This is a genomic window from Acinetobacter sp. NIPH1876, from assembly GCF_022808535.1.
In the GTDB taxonomy this organism is placed as follows: Bacteria; Pseudomonadota; Gammaproteobacteria; order Pseudomonadales; family Moraxellaceae; genus Acinetobacter; species Acinetobacter higginsii.
Window position 1 is genome coordinate 21,200 of sequence record NZ_JALGBR010000009.1, and the last position, 16,533, is coordinate 37,732.

16 protein-coding genes, 4 tRNA genes and 1 pseudogene are annotated in these 16,533 nt (G+C 43.1%); 19 read left to right on the forward strand and 2 right to left on the reverse strand.

The window, feature by feature from the left end:
* The first annotated feature begins 50 nt into the window (after window positions 1-50).
* The 5 genes and pseudogenes from tsaB to fghA all read left to right on the forward strand — a co-directional run bounded on the left by tsaB (window position 51) and on the right by fghA (window position 4,846).
* A complete protein-coding gene (gene tsaB, locus MN869_RS10820) occupies window positions 51-749 on the forward strand; it encodes a tRNA (adenosine(37)-N6)-threonylcarbamoyltransferase complex dimerization subunit type 1 TsaB (RefSeq protein WP_005205726.1) in 699 nt (232 codons plus the stop codon).
* Between the two features lie 8 nt (window positions 750-757).
* On the forward strand, window positions 758-1,579 hold the full coding sequence (locus MN869_RS10825) for an undecaprenyl-diphosphate phosphatase (RefSeq protein WP_004655558.1): 822 nt from the start codon (window positions 758-760) through the stop codon (window positions 1,577-1,579).
* On the forward strand, window positions 1,579-2,388 hold the full coding sequence (locus tag MN869_RS10830) for a class I SAM-dependent methyltransferase (RefSeq protein WP_033133461.1): 810 nt from the start codon (window positions 1,579-1,581) through the stop codon (window positions 2,386-2,388). The genes MN869_RS10825 and MN869_RS10830 overlap by 1 nt, the downstream gene beginning before the upstream one ends.
* A 203-nt stretch (window positions 2,389-2,591) precedes the next feature.
* Window positions 2,592-4,038 (forward strand): annotated as a pseudogene (locus tag MN869_RS10835) (C13 family peptidase).
* Window positions 4,007-4,846 (forward strand): S-formylglutathione hydrolase, encoded by an 840-nt coding sequence (gene fghA / locus MN869_RS10840; protein ID WP_033133463.1) that lies wholly within the window; start codon window positions 4,007-4,009, stop codon window positions 4,844-4,846. Before MN869_RS10835 ends, fghA begins: the two are co-directional and overlap by 32 nt.
* Window positions 4,847-4,936: 90 nt before the next feature.
* Here the strand turns inward: fghA and MN869_RS10845 are convergent, their stop codons facing one another.
* Complete coding sequence (locus tag MN869_RS10845) at window positions 4,937-5,944, reverse strand: OmpA family protein (RefSeq protein WP_033133464.1); 1,008 nt, start codon at window positions 5,942-5,944, stop codon at window positions 4,937-4,939.
* Window positions 5,945-6,060: 116 nt separating this feature from the next.
* The gene (locus tag MN869_RS10850) at window positions 6,061-6,336 is read right to left on the reverse strand and encodes a DUF2218 domain-containing protein (protein WP_004655547.1); all 276 of its coding nucleotides are present in this window, start codon (window positions 6,334-6,336) and stop codon (window positions 6,061-6,063) included.
* A 181-nt stretch (window positions 6,337-6,517) separates the two neighbouring features.
* Here MN869_RS10850 and rpe point away from each other — a divergent pair, with 181 nt between their 5' ends.
* The 14 genes from rpe to MN869_RS10920 all read left to right on the forward strand — a co-directional run bounded on the left by rpe (window position 6,518) and on the right by MN869_RS10920 (window position 16,438).
* Complete coding sequence (rpe, locus tag MN869_RS10855) at window positions 6,518-7,204, forward strand: ribulose-phosphate 3-epimerase (RefSeq protein WP_004804570.1); 687 nt, start codon at window positions 6,518-6,520, stop codon at window positions 7,202-7,204.
* A gap of 369 nt (window positions 7,205-7,573) precedes the next feature.
* Window positions 7,574-7,999: a hypothetical protein gene (locus tag MN869_RS10860; RefSeq protein WP_033133465.1), complete on the forward strand. Its 426-nt coding sequence runs from the start codon at window positions 7,574-7,576 to the stop codon at window positions 7,997-7,999.
* 70 nt (window positions 8,000-8,069) lie between these two features.
* Window positions 8,070-10,091, forward strand: a complete 2,022-nt coding sequence (locus tag MN869_RS10865) for a multicopper oxidase domain-containing protein (RefSeq protein ID WP_033133466.1) — start codon at window positions 8,070-8,072, stop codon at window positions 10,089-10,091.
* A complete protein-coding gene (locus tag MN869_RS10870) occupies window positions 10,078-10,980 on the forward strand; it encodes a copper resistance protein B (protein ID WP_033133467.1) in 903 nt (300 codons plus the stop codon). The genes MN869_RS10865 and MN869_RS10870 overlap by 14 nt, the downstream gene beginning before the upstream one ends.
* Window positions 10,981-11,062: 82 nt before the next feature.
* On the forward strand, window positions 11,063-11,563 hold the full coding sequence (locus MN869_RS10875) for a hypothetical protein (protein ID WP_033133468.1): 501 nt from the start codon (window positions 11,063-11,065) through the stop codon (window positions 11,561-11,563).
* A 1-nt stretch (window position 11,564) separates the two neighbouring features.
* Window positions 11,565-12,110: a hypothetical protein gene (locus MN869_RS10880; RefSeq protein WP_033133469.1), complete on the forward strand. Its 546-nt coding sequence runs from the start codon at window positions 11,565-11,567 to the stop codon at window positions 12,108-12,110.
* 168 nt (window positions 12,111-12,278) lie between these two features.
* The gene (locus MN869_RS10885; protein WP_004655532.1) at window positions 12,279-12,596 is read left to right on the forward strand and encodes a multidrug efflux SMR transporter; all 318 of its coding nucleotides are present in this window, start codon (window positions 12,279-12,281) and stop codon (window positions 12,594-12,596) included.
* A gap of 17 nt (window positions 12,597-12,613) precedes the next feature.
* Window positions 12,614-13,102: a methylated-DNA--[protein]-cysteine S-methyltransferase gene (locus tag MN869_RS10890; protein ID WP_033133470.1), complete on the forward strand. Its 489-nt coding sequence runs from the start codon at window positions 12,614-12,616 to the stop codon at window positions 13,100-13,102.
* Window positions 13,103-13,451: 349 nt separating this feature from the next.
* The gene (argJ, locus tag MN869_RS10895) at window positions 13,452-14,672 is read left to right on the forward strand and encodes a bifunctional glutamate N-acetyltransferase/amino-acid acetyltransferase ArgJ (RefSeq protein ID WP_033133471.1); all 1,221 of its coding nucleotides are present in this window, start codon (window positions 13,452-13,454) and stop codon (window positions 14,670-14,672) included.
* Between the two features lie 143 nt (window positions 14,673-14,815).
* Window positions 14,816-15,880, forward strand: a complete 1,065-nt coding sequence (gene nadA, locus MN869_RS10900; protein ID WP_004655525.1) for a quinolinate synthase NadA — start codon at window positions 14,816-14,818, stop codon at window positions 15,878-15,880.
* Between the two features lie 143 nt (window positions 15,881-16,023).
* Window positions 16,024-16,100 (forward strand) — tRNA-Pro (locus tag MN869_RS10905).
* A gap of 68 nt (window positions 16,101-16,168) precedes the next feature.
* A tRNA-Arg gene (locus MN869_RS10910) sits at window positions 16,169-16,245 on the forward strand.
* A gap of 36 nt (window positions 16,246-16,281) precedes the next feature.
* Window positions 16,282-16,357 (forward strand) — tRNA-His (locus tag MN869_RS10915).
* A 4-nt stretch (window positions 16,358-16,361) separates the two neighbouring features.
* Window positions 16,362-16,438: transfer RNA gene (locus tag MN869_RS10920), tRNA-Pro, on the forward strand.
* Window positions 16,439-16,533 lie beyond the last annotated feature (95 nt).

Genomic DNA, 16,533 nt, shown 5'->3' on the forward strand with positions numbered 1-16,533 from the left:
TGGAGTATGATACTCGACGTTTTTTATCTCTTTTTCTCTAAGGTTTTTGCATGAAGTTGCTTGCATTGGAAACTGCAAATGAGCAGTGTTCTGTTTCATTAATTGATGATACTCAAGAACTCTATTTTCAATTGGATGAGCGAACCAAGGCACAAACTCAAACCATTTTACCTTTAACGGAACAAGCCCTGTTGCAAACGGATACGCAATTGGCTGACTTAACTGCGATCGCATTTAGTCGTGGTCCAGGATCATTCAGTGGTGTACGCATCAATGCGGCGGTAGCACAGGCCTTAGCGTGGTCGCAAGATTTACCTGTTATTCCTGTTTCAAGTTTACAGGCTTTGGCGCAGGCGGCTTATCGTCTCAATGGTTTAGAGCAGGTGACAGCTGTTCTCGATGCGCGTATGCAAGAAGTCTATATTGCCAATTTTAGTCTAGATGAGCAGGGCATGATGCAGGCCATTGATGATGAGAAATTGTTAAGTTATGAGCAGGCCACAGCGTATTGTCAATTTACAGCGATCGGTTCGGGTTCAGAATTAATTAAGCCAACTGACATAGACTCAGAAGCGGCTTCCAATCAGCACACGTCAAATGTCAACATTAAGGCAACGGCGCAGGACATTGCAACGATTGCACGCGTGTATGCGGCACAACAAAAATGGGTCGATGCTGAATATGCGCTGCCTGTGTATTTACGTGATGATGCTTGGAAAAAAATTCCCGAACAAGGTAAAGCGAACTAAGGTTAATTATGGATCTTTTATTGCTATTTAAAGCAGCAATTATGGGGTTGGTGGAAGGGATTACCGAATTTCTACCGATTTCAAGTACAGGACATTTGATTTTAACAGGTCAGCTGTTGGATTTCTGGACTGTTGAAAAAAGGGATATGTTTGCGGTGGCTGTACAGATTGGTGCAATTGCGGCCGTGATCTATGAATATTGGGGTAAATTGTGGGGTGCACTGATTGGTGCATTAACAGGGCAAGAGCAAGGCCGCCGTTTAAGCCTGAATCTGATCATTGCCTCAATTCCAATTGTGATTATTGGTTTGACCTTCGGCGATGTGGTTAAAGCTTATTTATTTAATGCGATTACCGTTGCGATCGCCTTGATTGTCGGTGGTTTTATTATTTTATGGGCGGAACGCCGTCCACATCAGATCGTCACTCAAGAAGTGGATGATCTGAGTTTTAAACAAGCGACTTTAATTGGTTTGATTCAGTGTCTGGCTTTGATTCCAGGAACGTCTCGTTCAGGCTCGACCATTATTGGCTCATTATTCTTAGGCGTATCACGTAAAGCTGCGGCAGAGTTTTCCTTCTTTTTAGGGATTCCAGTGCTGATGGGTGCAGGCTTACTAGATATGTACAAGATGCGTCATGAGTTGCATAGCAATGATATGGCTGTGCTAGGCGTAGGAATCATTGTTGCCTTTGTTTCGGCTTTGGTGGTGATTCGCGCTTTGATTCGCTATGTCTCTAAACATGACTTCACCGCATTTGCGTACTATCGCATTATCTTTGGCTTGTTTATTCTTGCAACATGGTGGACAGGTTGGGTGCATTGGTAATGCAAATGCGATGTTGGTATCCAGCGGAATATGAACAACCGTTTCAACAACTGCAAACTCGTTTGGCTGAACTAAATGTGCAGCTCAACGGGCAGGTGGTTGAAAAAATTAATGCACGTTTTTTACGTTTGAATCCTGACATGGCATTGATTTTGGATGAGGATGGGCTCAGTCTCGCTGCCAATGGCATGAAAATGCAGCCTGATTGGCGTGCTGAAATTCCTCGTCTGAAAAGAGCCAGCCTGAAATCAGAAATGATTGCCAGAGCCTGTCAGTTGGGTGAAAAGCCAACCTTAATTGATGCCACCGCAGGTTTAGGGCATGACAGTTTATTGATGGCCCATCTGGGGGCGAATGTTCGTTTAGTTGAGCGCCATCCGATTCTGTTTATGCTATTGGAATATAGCAAAGCCAACGCTGAGCAAGATCCATTTTTGCAAAGCTCTATGCAGCGAATTGAGCTAATTTATGCAGATTCCAATACCTATTTACAGCAATTAGGTCAGCAAGGCGAGCAGGTGGATGTGGTGTATTTAGATCCAATGTTCCCACAGCGTGATCAGAATCAACAAGCAGTCAAAAAACAGGCACAAGTCAAAAAACAAATGCAATTGTTGCATATGTTGTTGCCTGAAGATGGCGAGATGGATTTAGGTGATCAGCTACTGCATTTGGCTCAACAGATTGCCAAACGTGTTATTGTGAAGCGTCCACGTCACGCAGTTTATCTGGCAGATCAAGCCCCTGATCATCAATGGCTCGGTGATGCCTGCCGTTTTGATGCCTATTTTCCAAAAGGTCAAATTTGAATCAGAATTGAATGATTGTTTGGCTTGCGTCAATGCTCGGTAAAGATTTGTGATATAGTGCAAAAGCATGATTGCTAAAAAATTCTTGTCGAGCTTACACTACAGTCGCGCATCGCGTTTTTTAGGAAAAGTACTGTCCATTCAATGATTAGAATGGCATATTTTCAGTTTAGGCTTGAAAAGAGAAACTCCCGAAGAATTTTATGATAGACCTTAAACCCTCTATTAATATTTGGCATGATTTTAAAAGTAACCAAATTGCTGGAATGTGGTTGTTCCTCGGGTCTCGTCGTTCCTTACAGATCGTTCATCCCTCGATTACCCAACTGATTATTTGGGGAATTCTCGGAGGATGTACCAACTCTTTATATAGCTGGTTAGTCGCAGGCCAAGTGGGAGAGTTTAACTCCCAAGGTCTAATTGGTTATGCACTTTGGCCTTTCATTGCTCTCATTGTTGGTATATTCCTTTCGCAACGCATGAACCAGCCACGTCTGATGCTGGTACCTGCCTTGTTATGGTTGGTGCTGGATACCAATATTCTACTGTTGCAATGCATCATTCAGTATTTGGGCTCGAACGGCTATCTCAATTTTATTCCTGACAGTATTTATAACGGCTTCCTGCCCCCCCTTATTTGTTGGACTGTTTGTTTGGCAAAGTTTGGCTGTGATCTGGGTTTTTTCACGTGCCTTGAATTGGCCGTGGTGGGAACGTGCCTTGGTTTTTGTCGCAACCATTGCCACTATGGTGGTTTGGCAGCTTTCAGTGAAAGATCAGCCGATTTGGAAAGTGGAAGAAACCCCACCAAGCTTCGCTGAAGATGCTTTTTATGCACAAAGTCATTTGTTAGATAAAGCGCTGGATCAAATTCAATATGGTGATATCGCCAAAAGCCATTGGTATTTTATGGGGGTGGCCGGTGATAGCTATGTGGATGTGTTTAAATCTGAAATTGAGCGAATAAGAGAACAGTTCGATACGCGTTTTGGAACCTTTGGGCGCTCGATTATGCTGATTAATAATCCTGCGACACGTTTAGAGGTCCCGATTGCCTCTAAAACCAGTATGGAATTGGCTTTACGCCGTATTGGTCAGCAGATGAATCGGGATAGTGATGTCTTGTTTCTGTATATGACCTCGCATGGTGAGCGTAATCATTTTGAAATTGAAAATGCACCCTTAAATTTAGACCAAGTTGATCCTAAATGGTTAAGAGAAACATTGGATAAATCGGGGATTCGCTGGCGTGTGATCGTGATTTCAGCCTGTTATTCAGGTAGTTTTATTCCTGCATTACAGTCACCCGATACTTTAATTATTACGGCGTCTGCCGCAGATAAAACCTCGTTTGGCTGTAATAATGAAGCGGATTATACTTATTTTGGTCGAGCGTTCTTTGATTTGGCGATGCGCGAACAATATTCAATGAAAACTGCATTTGAGCAAGCCAAACAAACCGTGACTAAATGGGAAATTGCACAGGGCGTAGAACCTTCTGAACCCCAGTGGGCGATTGGACGCAATATGGAACTGATGCTGCCACAGCTTGAGCCCTATTTATTTCCAACTCAGAATATCGCTTCGACAGATATAACCAAAACACAGGATGATGAACATGCAGCTACTGCAAAAAAACCGCTGTTTTGAGGGTGAGCAACGTATTTATCAGCTGGAATCTCAACATTTAAAGGGAAGCAGTAAGGTGGGTGTATATATGCCTCCTGCTGCTTTAGCGGGGAAGCCTTGTTCAGCTTTGTTTTATCTTGCAGGGCTGACCTGTACTGAAGAAACCTTTGCCATCAAAGCACATGCGCAACGAATGGCTGCTCGATTAAGTCTGATTTTGATTACGCCTGATACTTCTCCACGTGGAGATGATGTGGCTCAAGGTGATCACTGGGATATTGGTCAGGGTGCTGGCTTTTATCTCAATGCAACGCAACAGCCTTGGGCTGCGCATTATCAGATGGAGTCCTATCTAGTAGATGAACTGTATGCACATGTCTTGCAAGAATTGCCTGTGATCGAAAACCAAATCGGTATTTTCGGGCATTCAATGGGTGGACATGGCGCTCTAACCTTGGCCTTTAAATACCCAGAGCAATTTAAATCGGTTTCGGCGTTTGCGCCAATTTGTGCACCAAGTATTTGTCCTTGGGGTGAAAAGGCATTCACCCAATATTTGGGTCCTGATCAACAACAATGGCTCGCACATGATGCGACGGCTTTGGTTCAGCAAAAGGGCAGTGTATTTGATGAAATTTTAATTGATCAAGGTTTGGATGATCAGTTCTATGCGCAATTGAACCCTGAAAAGTTTAAGCAAGCTTGTCTGGATGCAGGGCAACACCTGACTTTACGTCAACACCAAGGCTATGATCACGGCTATTACTTCATTCAAAGTTTTATCGATGATCATTTACAGTTCCATGCGATTCAATTAGAAAAAAATTAACAACCGAAAGGTTCTGCTTAGGGGCTGTTGTTTGAGCCTATAACATAAGGCATAGCTGAAAATGCCAGCAGCCCCTAATTTGTTAGAGCATTATAATTTTACTAATTCGACTCTTCTGTTTTTTGCTTTACCTTCTTCACTCTCGTTACTTGAAACCGGTTTGGTATCGCCAAAGCCTTGCGCCTTTAAACGAGATGGATCAATCCCTGCATCGGTCAATGCTTTGACAACAGTTTGTGCTCTTGCTTGAGAGAGTTTTAAATTATGTGCGGACTCGCCTGAGTTATCGGTATAGCCATTAATTTCAAGTTTTAGCGCATCATCACTTTTTAATAAGTTCAGTATTTGGGTGATTTGTTCATCTGAGTTTGCTAATAGTGTTGCTTTATCTGTTTCAAAGTTAATCTGTATATCAACTTTATTATTTTGATCTAAAGCTGCTTTTAACTGATTTGCCGATAGGGCTTGTGCGGTGATTTCTATAGGTCGGGTTTCTAAGACCAATAAACCCGCTGATAGTCCACTTTGAGTGATTTGAAACCAGATATCTCGATGATTTTGATGAATCACATAGCTTTGCGTTGGATTGTTATAAATATCACCTAATCCATCCACATAAGCTACACCATATTTTTCTGAAAGTTGGGTGCTGAGTTCTGTCGGAATTTTACTGTCTGTAATTTTTTTGCCGCCTAGGCTGCTAATAACCGCATCCAAATTACGCTGTAGCTCCAAGAAGGAGGCTTGTTTGTTATTTTCTTCCGCATCGATCCGTCCATTGAAAAGCTGACCCTCAACTTTCTCAAGTTTGTCTCCGACCCAAAACTCCATTTGAGCGAATTTTTCAGTGGATTGATGAGCAAAATGATAGCCTTTAGGGAGTTGAATAAATGGAAAATCTCCAAGTTCAACATTCGAAATCGGAATTTGATCGATATTGAAGCTATCGGTTTTTGTTTGTGCTTCAGCTGATTGATGTTCTGGAGTCGGGGCACTTGTCTCGGCTGACTCTTGTTTTTCTGGTTTTTTACTACAACCGATGGTCGTTAGGCTGATGATTGCCGTCATTAACATGACGGATGAAAATTTCTTATTCATATGCTTTCCCTATTTAAGGCATACATGATATCCAAAACAAAATACTATTTTTAATTTTAAGCGGACAGATTGAGTTGAAATACGGATCTGCCCGCTGATTTAACACTTTTTATTTTTTAACTATGCTGCCATTCAGCAACGAATTCCTGTTGCGCCATCCGGTTTAAATGATCCAGTACCACCTGTTCTAGACGCGCTACATCTTCTTGTTGATTTTCAATCAGTACAGCCAAATGTTGTTCCTGTGGTGTAAGTGTCACCGTAGCAGTCGGCATAAAAATTTTTGAATGGGTTTCGGTTTCTAAGACTTCAAACTTATGTTTCCAATGGTTCAGTAAGCGCTTACTGATTCGTTTTCCTTCAGTGGTTGTGATTTGAGTCGTACTGTTCATGTTTTAGACATCCTCTTATTTCACTCCATACCATAGCAAAGCTGAGAAAAGATAAAAATAGTTCAGATGCAACGCGTTGTTGCAAGTTTGCAATGTCCTAATAATGACTTTGTAACAGACTTAAGTTCGCTAAATTTGCTATAATCCTTGCATTATTTTCTTAGAGTTTGCCAGGTCGTCCATGTCCAAGCCTTATTTAATTGCGCCTTCGATTTTATCTGCTGATTTTGCACGTTTAGGTGAAGACGTAGAGAAAGTTCTAGCTGCGGGCGCAGACGTTGTACATTTTGATGTGATGGACAACCACTATGTACCTAACCTGACTTTTGGTGCAGGGGTATGTAAGGCACTGAAAAACTATGGCATCAAAGCGCCGATTGATGTGCATCTCATGGTTTCACCTGTTGATCGTATGATCGGTGATTTCTTAGAAGCCGGTGCAGATATTATTACCTTCCACCCAGAAGCAACGGATCATATTGATCGCTCATTACAGTTGATTAAGGCCGGTGGCGCCAAAGCAGGCTTGGTGTTCAACCCAGCAACGCCATTGCACTATCTTGATTATGTATTGGATAAAGTTGACCAAATTTTGTTGATGAGTGTAAACCCAGGCTTTGGTGGGCAGAAATTTATTCCAATGACTTTGGAAAAGCTTCGTCAAGCACGCAAAATTATTGATGCCAGTGGTCGTGATATTCGTTTAGAAGTAGATGGCGGCGTAGGACCGGCCAATATTCGTGAAATCGCAGAAGCTGGTGCAGATATGTTTGTTGCAGGCTCAGCAATTTTTGGTCAGCCAGACTATAAAACCGTGATTGATCAAATGCGTGCAGAGTTGGCACAAGTTGGTGCAAAAGAAGTTTAGTATTTTCATTCTATTATTCACATAGTCTTGTGGATAACTTTGTTTATAACTCGGTGGATAACCGTGTTGATAACCAGGTGGATAAAATGTTGTTAAAATAAACAAAATGATTTCAGTTGTTTATATTGGCAACAAAATGATGAAAAAAGGACAGTTTTCTGTCCTTTTTTTGTGCATTAACTTATTCATTTTGCTTTATTTTTGCTCATACTTATTGATGTGCTGTTTAGCTTGATAAAGCAGCAGTTTGGAGCGAGGTTTGGGTGGGATGATCGAAATTCAAACACAAAGATGATTGTGCATAACTGCAAAAGAAATTATCCTAGGCAGATTAAGTTATTTTTTTGATGATTGGAATAAGGAACATAAGTGCAACTTCTTAAGCGATACAAACGCCTGTGGTTTGTATTCCTGATGATATTTTTCATCGGGGGAAGTGGCGTGGCTGTTGCTGCTGTACAAGCGATTCAATCCGATCAAAATACTTCAACGGTTATGCCAAGCATGGCGTGTCACGATCAGCAAATGATGGATCAACATCATCAGATGCCAAATTCGAAAAGTGACTCACTGAGTTCAGCACAGTGCCATGATGGGAACATGCATAGCGATCAACATTGTCTGGACTGCAATAGTACCTCACATTGTCAAAGCATAAATCTGGGATTAGATCAAAACAGCCCAAGTTTAGCATCTTCACCATTTTTAGAGCTCAGCACACGTACCAATACGGACTATCAAGCTCGACATCTTGCTGGTTATTGGCAAGAGATTTTACGCCCTCCTAAAGCCTGATCTGTCTTTACTCGGCTCTTTCTATTCATGAACAGAGCAATTTGAAAAGCTAACAGATTAGGAAATTATCATGTCTTCAAAACTATATGCTGGTGTTGTCGCTAGCTTAAGCCTATTGTTTGCGCCTTATACTTTGGCTGCAATTAAAGAATATCATCTGAACATTAATGAAGGGATGGTGAATGTCACTGGCAAGCCCGTCAAACGCATTACCGTAAACGGTAAATTTATCGCCCCGCTCTTAGAGTTTGAAGAGGGTGATGAAGCGGTCATTCATGTGCATAACCAACTCAAAAATCAAGATACCTCTTTGCATTGGCATGGATTGCTGTTACCTGGATTGATGGATGGTGTACCAGGTTTTAATGGTTTCCAAGGGATTAAGCCGAATGGCAGTTTTGAATACCGCTTCAAAGTACGTCAAAACGGCACCTATTGGTATCACGCACATAGCAAAGGGCAGGAACAAGATGGTTTGTATGGCGCGTTGGTGATTTATCCAAAAGGCAAGCAACCTGTTGCTGCCCATGAAAAAGCTGAACGTGATTATGTGGTGATGTTGTCGGATTTCCATGAAACGGAAAGTGACAAGATCATGGCGAATTTGAAAAAATCTGCTGAATACTACCAAAATCATCGTGAAACACTGGGTGATGTCTGGAAACAAGTTAAAACGCAGGGTTTAAAAGCCACCTGGCAAGACCGTTCCGCATGGAATCAGATGCGTATGGCCAAAACCGACATGGGCGATGTAGATGGCTACACCTTCTTGGTCAATGGTCAGACACCACAACAAAACTGGACTGGTGCTTTTAACGCGGGTGAAAAAGTACGTTTACGTTTTATCAATGCTTCAGCAATGTCTTTCTTTGATGTACGTATTCCCAACTTAAAAATGACGGTGGTCAGTGCCGATGGCCAGCCCGTGAAACCTGTTCCTGTGGATGAATTCCGTATTGGAACAGCCGAAACTTATGATGTATTGGTTGAGCCTAAACAAGCCCATTATCAGATTGAAGCAGAGTCGATTGACCGTACTGGCTTTGCTATTGGCTCACTGCACAATAGCATGACGCCCAATACCCAAAAGGTTCAGATTCCTAAAGCGCGTCCACGTGCCTTATTAACCATGGAAGATATGGGGATGGATCATGGTGCACATGGTCAAATGGATATGGGCAAGATGGATCATAGCCAGCATCAGATGCCGCAAGATAAGGCGAAGACTGCAACAACTTCACAGCCCGCTATGGATCACAGTGCACATGGCCAAATGAATATGGCGGATATGGATCATAGCCAGCACCAGATGCCGCAAGATATGGCGAAGACTGCAACGACTTCGCAGCCTGCTATGGATCACAGTGCACATGCTCAAATGAATATGGCGGATATGGATCATAGTCAGCACCAGATGCCGCAAGACATGGCGAAGACTGCAACAACTTCGCAGTCCACTATGGATCACAGTGCACATGCTCAAATGGATATGAGCAATATGGACCATAGCCAGCATCAATCAACTGCCACTACGGACACTTCAAACACGGATACCGTGCAGGGTTGGGCCAATGCAGCAACGCCAGCAGGTCATAAAGCGTTAAGTTATGCAGATTTGCAATCTTTAAAGCCACAACCTGAAAGCTATAGCCGTCCAGCAGAACGTGAAGTGGTAATTCGTTTGGGTGGAACCATGGAGCGTTATATCTGGACCATTGATGGCAAGAAATTTAGCGATCCTGACTTCAAGCCTTTAACCGTGCGTTATGGTGAGCGTATCCGACTCAAATTTGTCAATGACAGTATGATGGCGCATCCGATGCATTTACATGGCATGTTTATGCAGCTGGAAAATGGTCAGGCACCTCAAGATATGCCAAATAAACATACTCTGGTCGTACCACCGGGTAAGACCGTTACGGCTTTATTGACTGCGGATGAAATCGGTGAATGGGCGATCCATTGTCATCTGTTGTATCACATGAGTGCGGGCATGATGAGTAAGTTAATTGTCGCCAATGTGGATGACAGCAAAGCAGCACAAACAACACCAGTTCAATCATCTCAAGGAGCGAGCCATGCACATCACTAAGCAATCTTCTAAGATGAAACGTTATACACAATTATTGGCGATTGGTGGCATTGTCTCTTCTTTCAGTGCATTGACCTATGCACATGAAGGACATGATCACTCGATGCAAATGGATATGTCGGCACAGCAGAACATGACAATGAATGCATCCATGCCGATGGACCATTCACAGCATCAAAGCCCAAGTATTTCCTCTCAGATACAGAATCAAGATGGGCATGCTGACCATTATAAGGAACATGGCGGACAGATTTATCAGTCGACGCAGTTAGATACGCAATGGCTACTTGATGAAGATGGGCAGGGCACGCTCAAATCCAAGTTAAAAACTTGGGTGGGAACTGATGAAAATAAATTATTCATCATTGCGGACTATGCCAAGGCCGAGTCAGAAAAATCGGAGCAAAGTCTGGCTGCGCTATACAGTCGGAATATTGCAGATTTCTGGGATGTACAGGCTGGGGTAAATTATCGCTATAACCCTGAGCGTGAGGTGGATAAGGAACAATTTGAGGGTGTTGTCGGTTTTCACGGCATGGCGCAGTATTTCTTCGAAACCGATGCACATCTGTATGTCGGACAAGACCAACAATGGCGCTTTGTGTTGGAAACAGAACGAGATTTGTTGCTGACTCAAAAGTTGATCCTGCAACCATATCTGGAAATGGAATGGGTACTGCGAGATGAATCCAAGTATGCTGCTAAAACAGGTCTTGCCGATGCTGAAGTGGGGGTTAAAACCCGCTATGAAATCGTCAAGAATCGAGTGATGCCTTTTATCGATGTTGGCTATGGTTATAGCAAAGGGCGTAAGGAAACCAACTGGCAAACTGCCAGTGACTCCAAAACCGGTTGGGTCTATGGTGCTGGTCTGTCGCTAAAGTTCTGATATTTTGTTTAAAATGTCATTTTTTCGAGATACTGTTGGTTTATACTGACAGTATCTTTTTTGAGTCATTCATGGTGCATAAATGGCTTTAGAACAACAAGACAATCCAATAATAGATAAACTAAACGCGTCGACTAACTTGAGAGAAAAATCTCAACGTGTGTCGGCTTCTCAGCTTGAGTTGATTCCTGCCGATGGCAGTATGCATGTGAGTTTTTATTATATTCCCCATATGTGCAGCCCAGTAGAAGCACAGCGCGTAAGAAAAGCATTACTGCCTTTTTCAGATCAACTCATTGAACACTGTATTGATTTAGAAGCACGCCATTTAGCCCTCTATCATCAGGACCCGATTGCTGAGGTGACTGCCGCATTACAGCGCTTGAATCTTGGTGCAGAATTACAGCAAACCATGCCGCATTATGAACCGATGGAACTGGCGACCTCTAAACCACAAGTCGCTCAGAATAAAGATCAGCAGCAAGATGAAAATGTCTTAAGCCTGATTCAACAGTTCTTTTCAACTGCTTTAACACGATTTAAGCAATGGATAAAAGCTTTAGGCAATAAACAGGATCAATAACATGCCGAGATGGATGTATGGCTTGCTAGTGATTGCACTCGGCTGGATGCTGTGGACAAAATGGATTAAGCCTACACCTGATATCAGTCAGATTACGACTCAGCAAGGTGTACAAGTTGTGGCATTAGAAAATTATGAGGGTTCCTTCCGTGTGCTTTCCAGAGAAGACTATAACTTGGGGCGTGAAGCTGAGTTTTCTCCTATGGATATTGCCGTAGGTTGGGGTGAAATGGCCAACCCTCAGGTGTATAAACAGATTGATATTTCCCAAAGTAACCGTTGGTATCGTTGGTCTATCGATCATGAGCCACCCATTCCACTGCGTCAGATTGCAACACACAGTGCCAATATGCATCTCGTCCCCGCCAATGCCGCAATTGCAACACAAATGAAAAAAATTAAACAAGATGATTTGGTGTATTTAAAAGGCTCGCTGATTGAGATTCAGGCCAAAGATGGTTGGCGTTGGAAAAGCTCTTTATCTCGAGAAGATACGGGTAATGGCGCGTGTGAGTTGATGCGGGTCGATCAAATTGTCTGGCAGTAGTCGAATTAAATAAAGAGCTTCATTTTTTCAAAAGCTTAGTCAATATAGATACAGAACAAATCACATATTTAAAAATTCCACAGTACACTACTGCACCTAGGAGGACGACCTCCCTCGAAAAAATCACGTTGGGACGACCCGACACTCGATAAAGTTGAGCGTAATAAAATGGCATGGGCAATTTTAATTTTGGCAGGTATTTTTGAAGTTATTTGGGCATATTCTATGAAGATGTCTGAAGGATTTACCAAGTTAACGCCAAGTATCGTGACCATTGTTTTCATGATTTTAAGTGTGGTATTACTTTCGATGTCGATGCGGACTTTACCACTTGGGACGGCCTATACCATCTGGACGGGAATTGGTGCGATTGGATCATTTGTTGTCGGCATTTTGATCTTGAATGAACCGATGACGGCTATGCGCATGATCGCAGCGGTATTAATCGTTTCAGGTCTTGTGTTGATGAAGTTATCATCAAATTAATGATTGAGGAGAGCGTGATGCAACTGGTGTATATGTACATGGATTCTCCTGTGGGTGCATTAAAACTGGTTGCTCATGATCAGGCACTTGTCGCCGTGATGTGGGACAATGAAGACCATAAACGGGTGCGGCTTTCTGAGCTGATTGAAGATCGCCAGCATCCAATGCTGCATCGTGTCAAACAACAATTAGAACAATATTTTGTAGGGCAACGTCAGCAGTTTGATTTACCACTTGATTTCCAAGGTACTGCATTTCAGCAACAAGTCTGGCAGGCTTTATTGAGCATTCCTTATGGGGAAACACGCAGTTATAAAGACATTGCTATTCAGTTAGGGAATGAAAAAGCGGTTCGTGCGGTTGGGGCAGCCAATGGTAAGAATCCGATTTCGATTATTGCGCCGTGTCATCGGGTGATTGGTTCGAGTGGGGCTTTGGTGGGTTTTGCGGGTGGTTTGGATAAGAAGCAGATTTTACTGAGTTTAGAGCAAAGCCAAATTCCATAATCTGTAGTGTTAATACTCGATTTTCATTTCTTTTTGGAATAAGCTACTTAACAGATATGAATCGACATATTTTATGACTTGAACCGTAACTCAGTTATTAGCGAGGCGGTGTCTTGCTTAGTGTAATTCAATATTAGGAATAACCTTCGGTTCGAGTTACTTTGGTTTCGCCCAAAGTAACCAAAGGCATTGTCATCTACAAAACCTGTTCACTTGTTGCATTTGTTTTATCTATCGCAGAAACGGGATATTACAAATACCACGCAGGTTGTAGATGACCTTTCCGAGTCTCATATATAGGGTATGTATTCATTTTCTTTTTCATAACAAATTGAATGGAAGTTTAAAAATGGCTGTTGGTGACGTAACAATGCCACTTATGCATGTGGTGCAGGGTGTAAAAATTGGCTCAACTGAGGCGTATGTACGTTATCCAAATCGACGAGATTTAGTCATTTTTGAATTTGCCGAAGGCTCAAATGTTGCAGGGGTATTTACCCAAAGCGCTTTTGCGGCTGCGCCTGTTCAATTGAGTAAAAAGCATTTAACAGAAAATACCCCACGTTACCTGATTATCAACACGGGTAATGCCAATGCTGCAACAGGAACAGTTGGTTATAAAAATGCAGAAGCGACTTGTGCCAAGTTAGCTGAGTTAACCGGTGTTCAAGCCAATCAGATTTTACCCTTTTCAACTGGTGTGATTGGTGAGCAACTCCCGATTGAACGTTTAGTACAAGGCATTCAACCTGCATTAAATGATTTAAATGCAGATCGTTGGGCGGACGCGGCATCAGGCATCATGACCACCGATACCACACCAAAAGGTGCATCTGAACAGTTTGAGCTGGATGGTGTGACCTATACCATGACGGGAGTTAGCAAAGGCGCTGGCATGATTCGTCCGAATATGGCAACCATGCTCAGCTTCGTTGCAACCGATGCCCCGATTAGTGCTGAATTGGTACAGCGTTTATTGCAAACCACGGTTGAGCATTCCTTTAACCGCATTACCATTGATGGTGATACCTCGACCAATGACTCTTGTATCTTTGTCGCAACGGGTCTAGCTGGCGGTGCTGAAATTCAGAGCCAAGACGATGCACGTTATCAACAAGTGCTCGATGTGCTTGCACGTATTATGAATCGTTTGGCGCAATTGATTGTGCGTGATGGTGAAGGCGCGACCAAGTTCATTACTGTTCAGGTGGAAGGCGGAGCCAATACCCAAGAATGTTGTGATGTGGCCTATAGTGTTGCTGAGTCACCGTTAATTAAAACGGCTTTATTCGCTTCAGATCCAAACTGGGGGCGTATTGTAATGGCGATTGGTAAGGCGGGCGTGCCAAACCTAGATAGCAGCAAAGTTCAAGTTTGGCTTGGTGATGTACAAATCTGCTTAGATGGTGGTGCAAACCCAGACTATACCGAAGAAGCAGGCGCAGCCGTCATGGCGGAGAAGGAAATTAGCATTCGTATCGATCTTGGTCGTGGTACAGCAAAAGATACGGTTTATACCTGTGACTTTTCTTACGACTATGTCAAAATTAATGCCGATTATCGCTCATAAATTTGCGTTATAATAAAGCCTCCACAGTGGGGCTTTTTTTATAAGCTAGTTTGTGGATGAGGTGATTTTTCCCAAATGATCACGCCATTACCCACGTTAAAAGTTTGCAGTGATGCAAGCACGCAGGATAGAGAAGACGTTTTATGAATGATGCGAATTTAATTGCGAACGAAGCCAAAAATATTGTGCAGGCGCATTTAGATCGTTTGGGCGAGCCAAAGGACAATAGCCTTAGCCCAGAAGTGAAACAAGAAAAGTTTGCCCAAATTGCAGCAGAGTTGAAAAAACGCAATGCAGTGCTTGTGGCTCACTATTACTGTGATCCGGAAGTGCAAGAGCTTGCCGAGCTCACGGGTGGCTGTGTTTCTGATTCATTGGAAATGGCGCGTTTTGGTCGTGATCATCCTGCAACAACGCTTGTGGTGGCAGGCGTGAAGTTTATGGGCGAAACCTCAAAAATCTTATCCCCTGAAAAAACCGTGTTGATGCCAACCCTAGAAGCAACCTGTTCACTCGATTTGGGCTGTCCTGTGGATGAATTCACTGCATTCTGTGATCAGCACCCTGATCATACCGTGGTGGTCTATGCCAACACCTCGGCGGCTGTGAAAGCACGTGCCGATTGGGTGGTGACTTCAAGTTGTGCGGTAGAGATCATTGAGCACTTAGATAGCTTGGGTGAAAAAATTATTTGGGCGCCAGATCAGCATTTAGGTCGCTATATTCAAAAGAAAACAGGCGCTGAAATGTTGTTGTGGGATGGTGCATGTATCGTGCATGAAGAGTTCCGCGCCCGTGGTATTGCGCAAATGAAGGCACTCTATCCTGATGCTGCGGTCTTGGTTCATCCTGAGTCACCTGAATCGGTGGTAGATATTGCTGATGCGGTGGGAAGTACCTCGCAATTGATTAAAGCAGCACAGACCTTGCCGCATAAACAAATGATCGTGGCAACAGATCGCGGCATTTTCTATAAAATGCAGCAAGCCGCACCAGATAAAGAATTATTTGAAGCGCCAACTGCAGGTGAGGGTGCAACGTGTCGTTCATGTGCACATTGCCCGTGGATGGCAATGAATGAACTGGATGGTATTTTGCATGTATTGCAGCATGCTGATCAAGAAATACACGTCGATCCAGCCTTAGCTGAACGTGCGAAATTACCCTTAGATCGAATGTTGAACTTTAGTGCTTCTTTGAAACGCTAAAATGTCTGAAAATGCTTGTTAAATATACATTTGATAAGGATTTATTAGTTTTTTGGAAAATAGGTGTTGACGTTCTAGGGCGTCGCGCCTAGAATGCACACCGTACCGCACGATGTGCGATATACTAAAAGCTGAAAAGAAATCGGAGCATAGCACAGCCTGGTAGTGCACCTGGTTTGGGACCAGGGGGTCGTAGGTTCGAATCCTACTGCTCCGACCATTTAAAATGTGTTGAAAAACATAGTTTTAAATATCGGCGAAGTATCGTGATAGTATTATCATCGTTATGCGCCTGTAGCTCAGTTGGATAGAGCATCCGCCTTCTAAGCGGATGGTCACAGGTTCGAATCCTGTCAGGCGCGCCATTTGGCAGCTTGGTATATAGAATCAAAGTTTTGATGGTGGATGTAGCTCAGTTGGTAGAGCCCTGGATTGTGATTCCAGTTGTCGCGGGTTCGAATCCCGTCATTCACCCCAATTTCGGAGCATAGCACAGCCTGGTAGTGCACCTGGTTTGGGACCAGGGGGTCGTAGGTTCGAATCCTACTGCTCCGACCATCATCTTAAAAGATGAGATAAAATACCGCTAAGTTAGCGGTTTTTTTACGTCTGGATTTTTTAAATTTAATAGCTTAAATTGAGTCCGTAGCCGT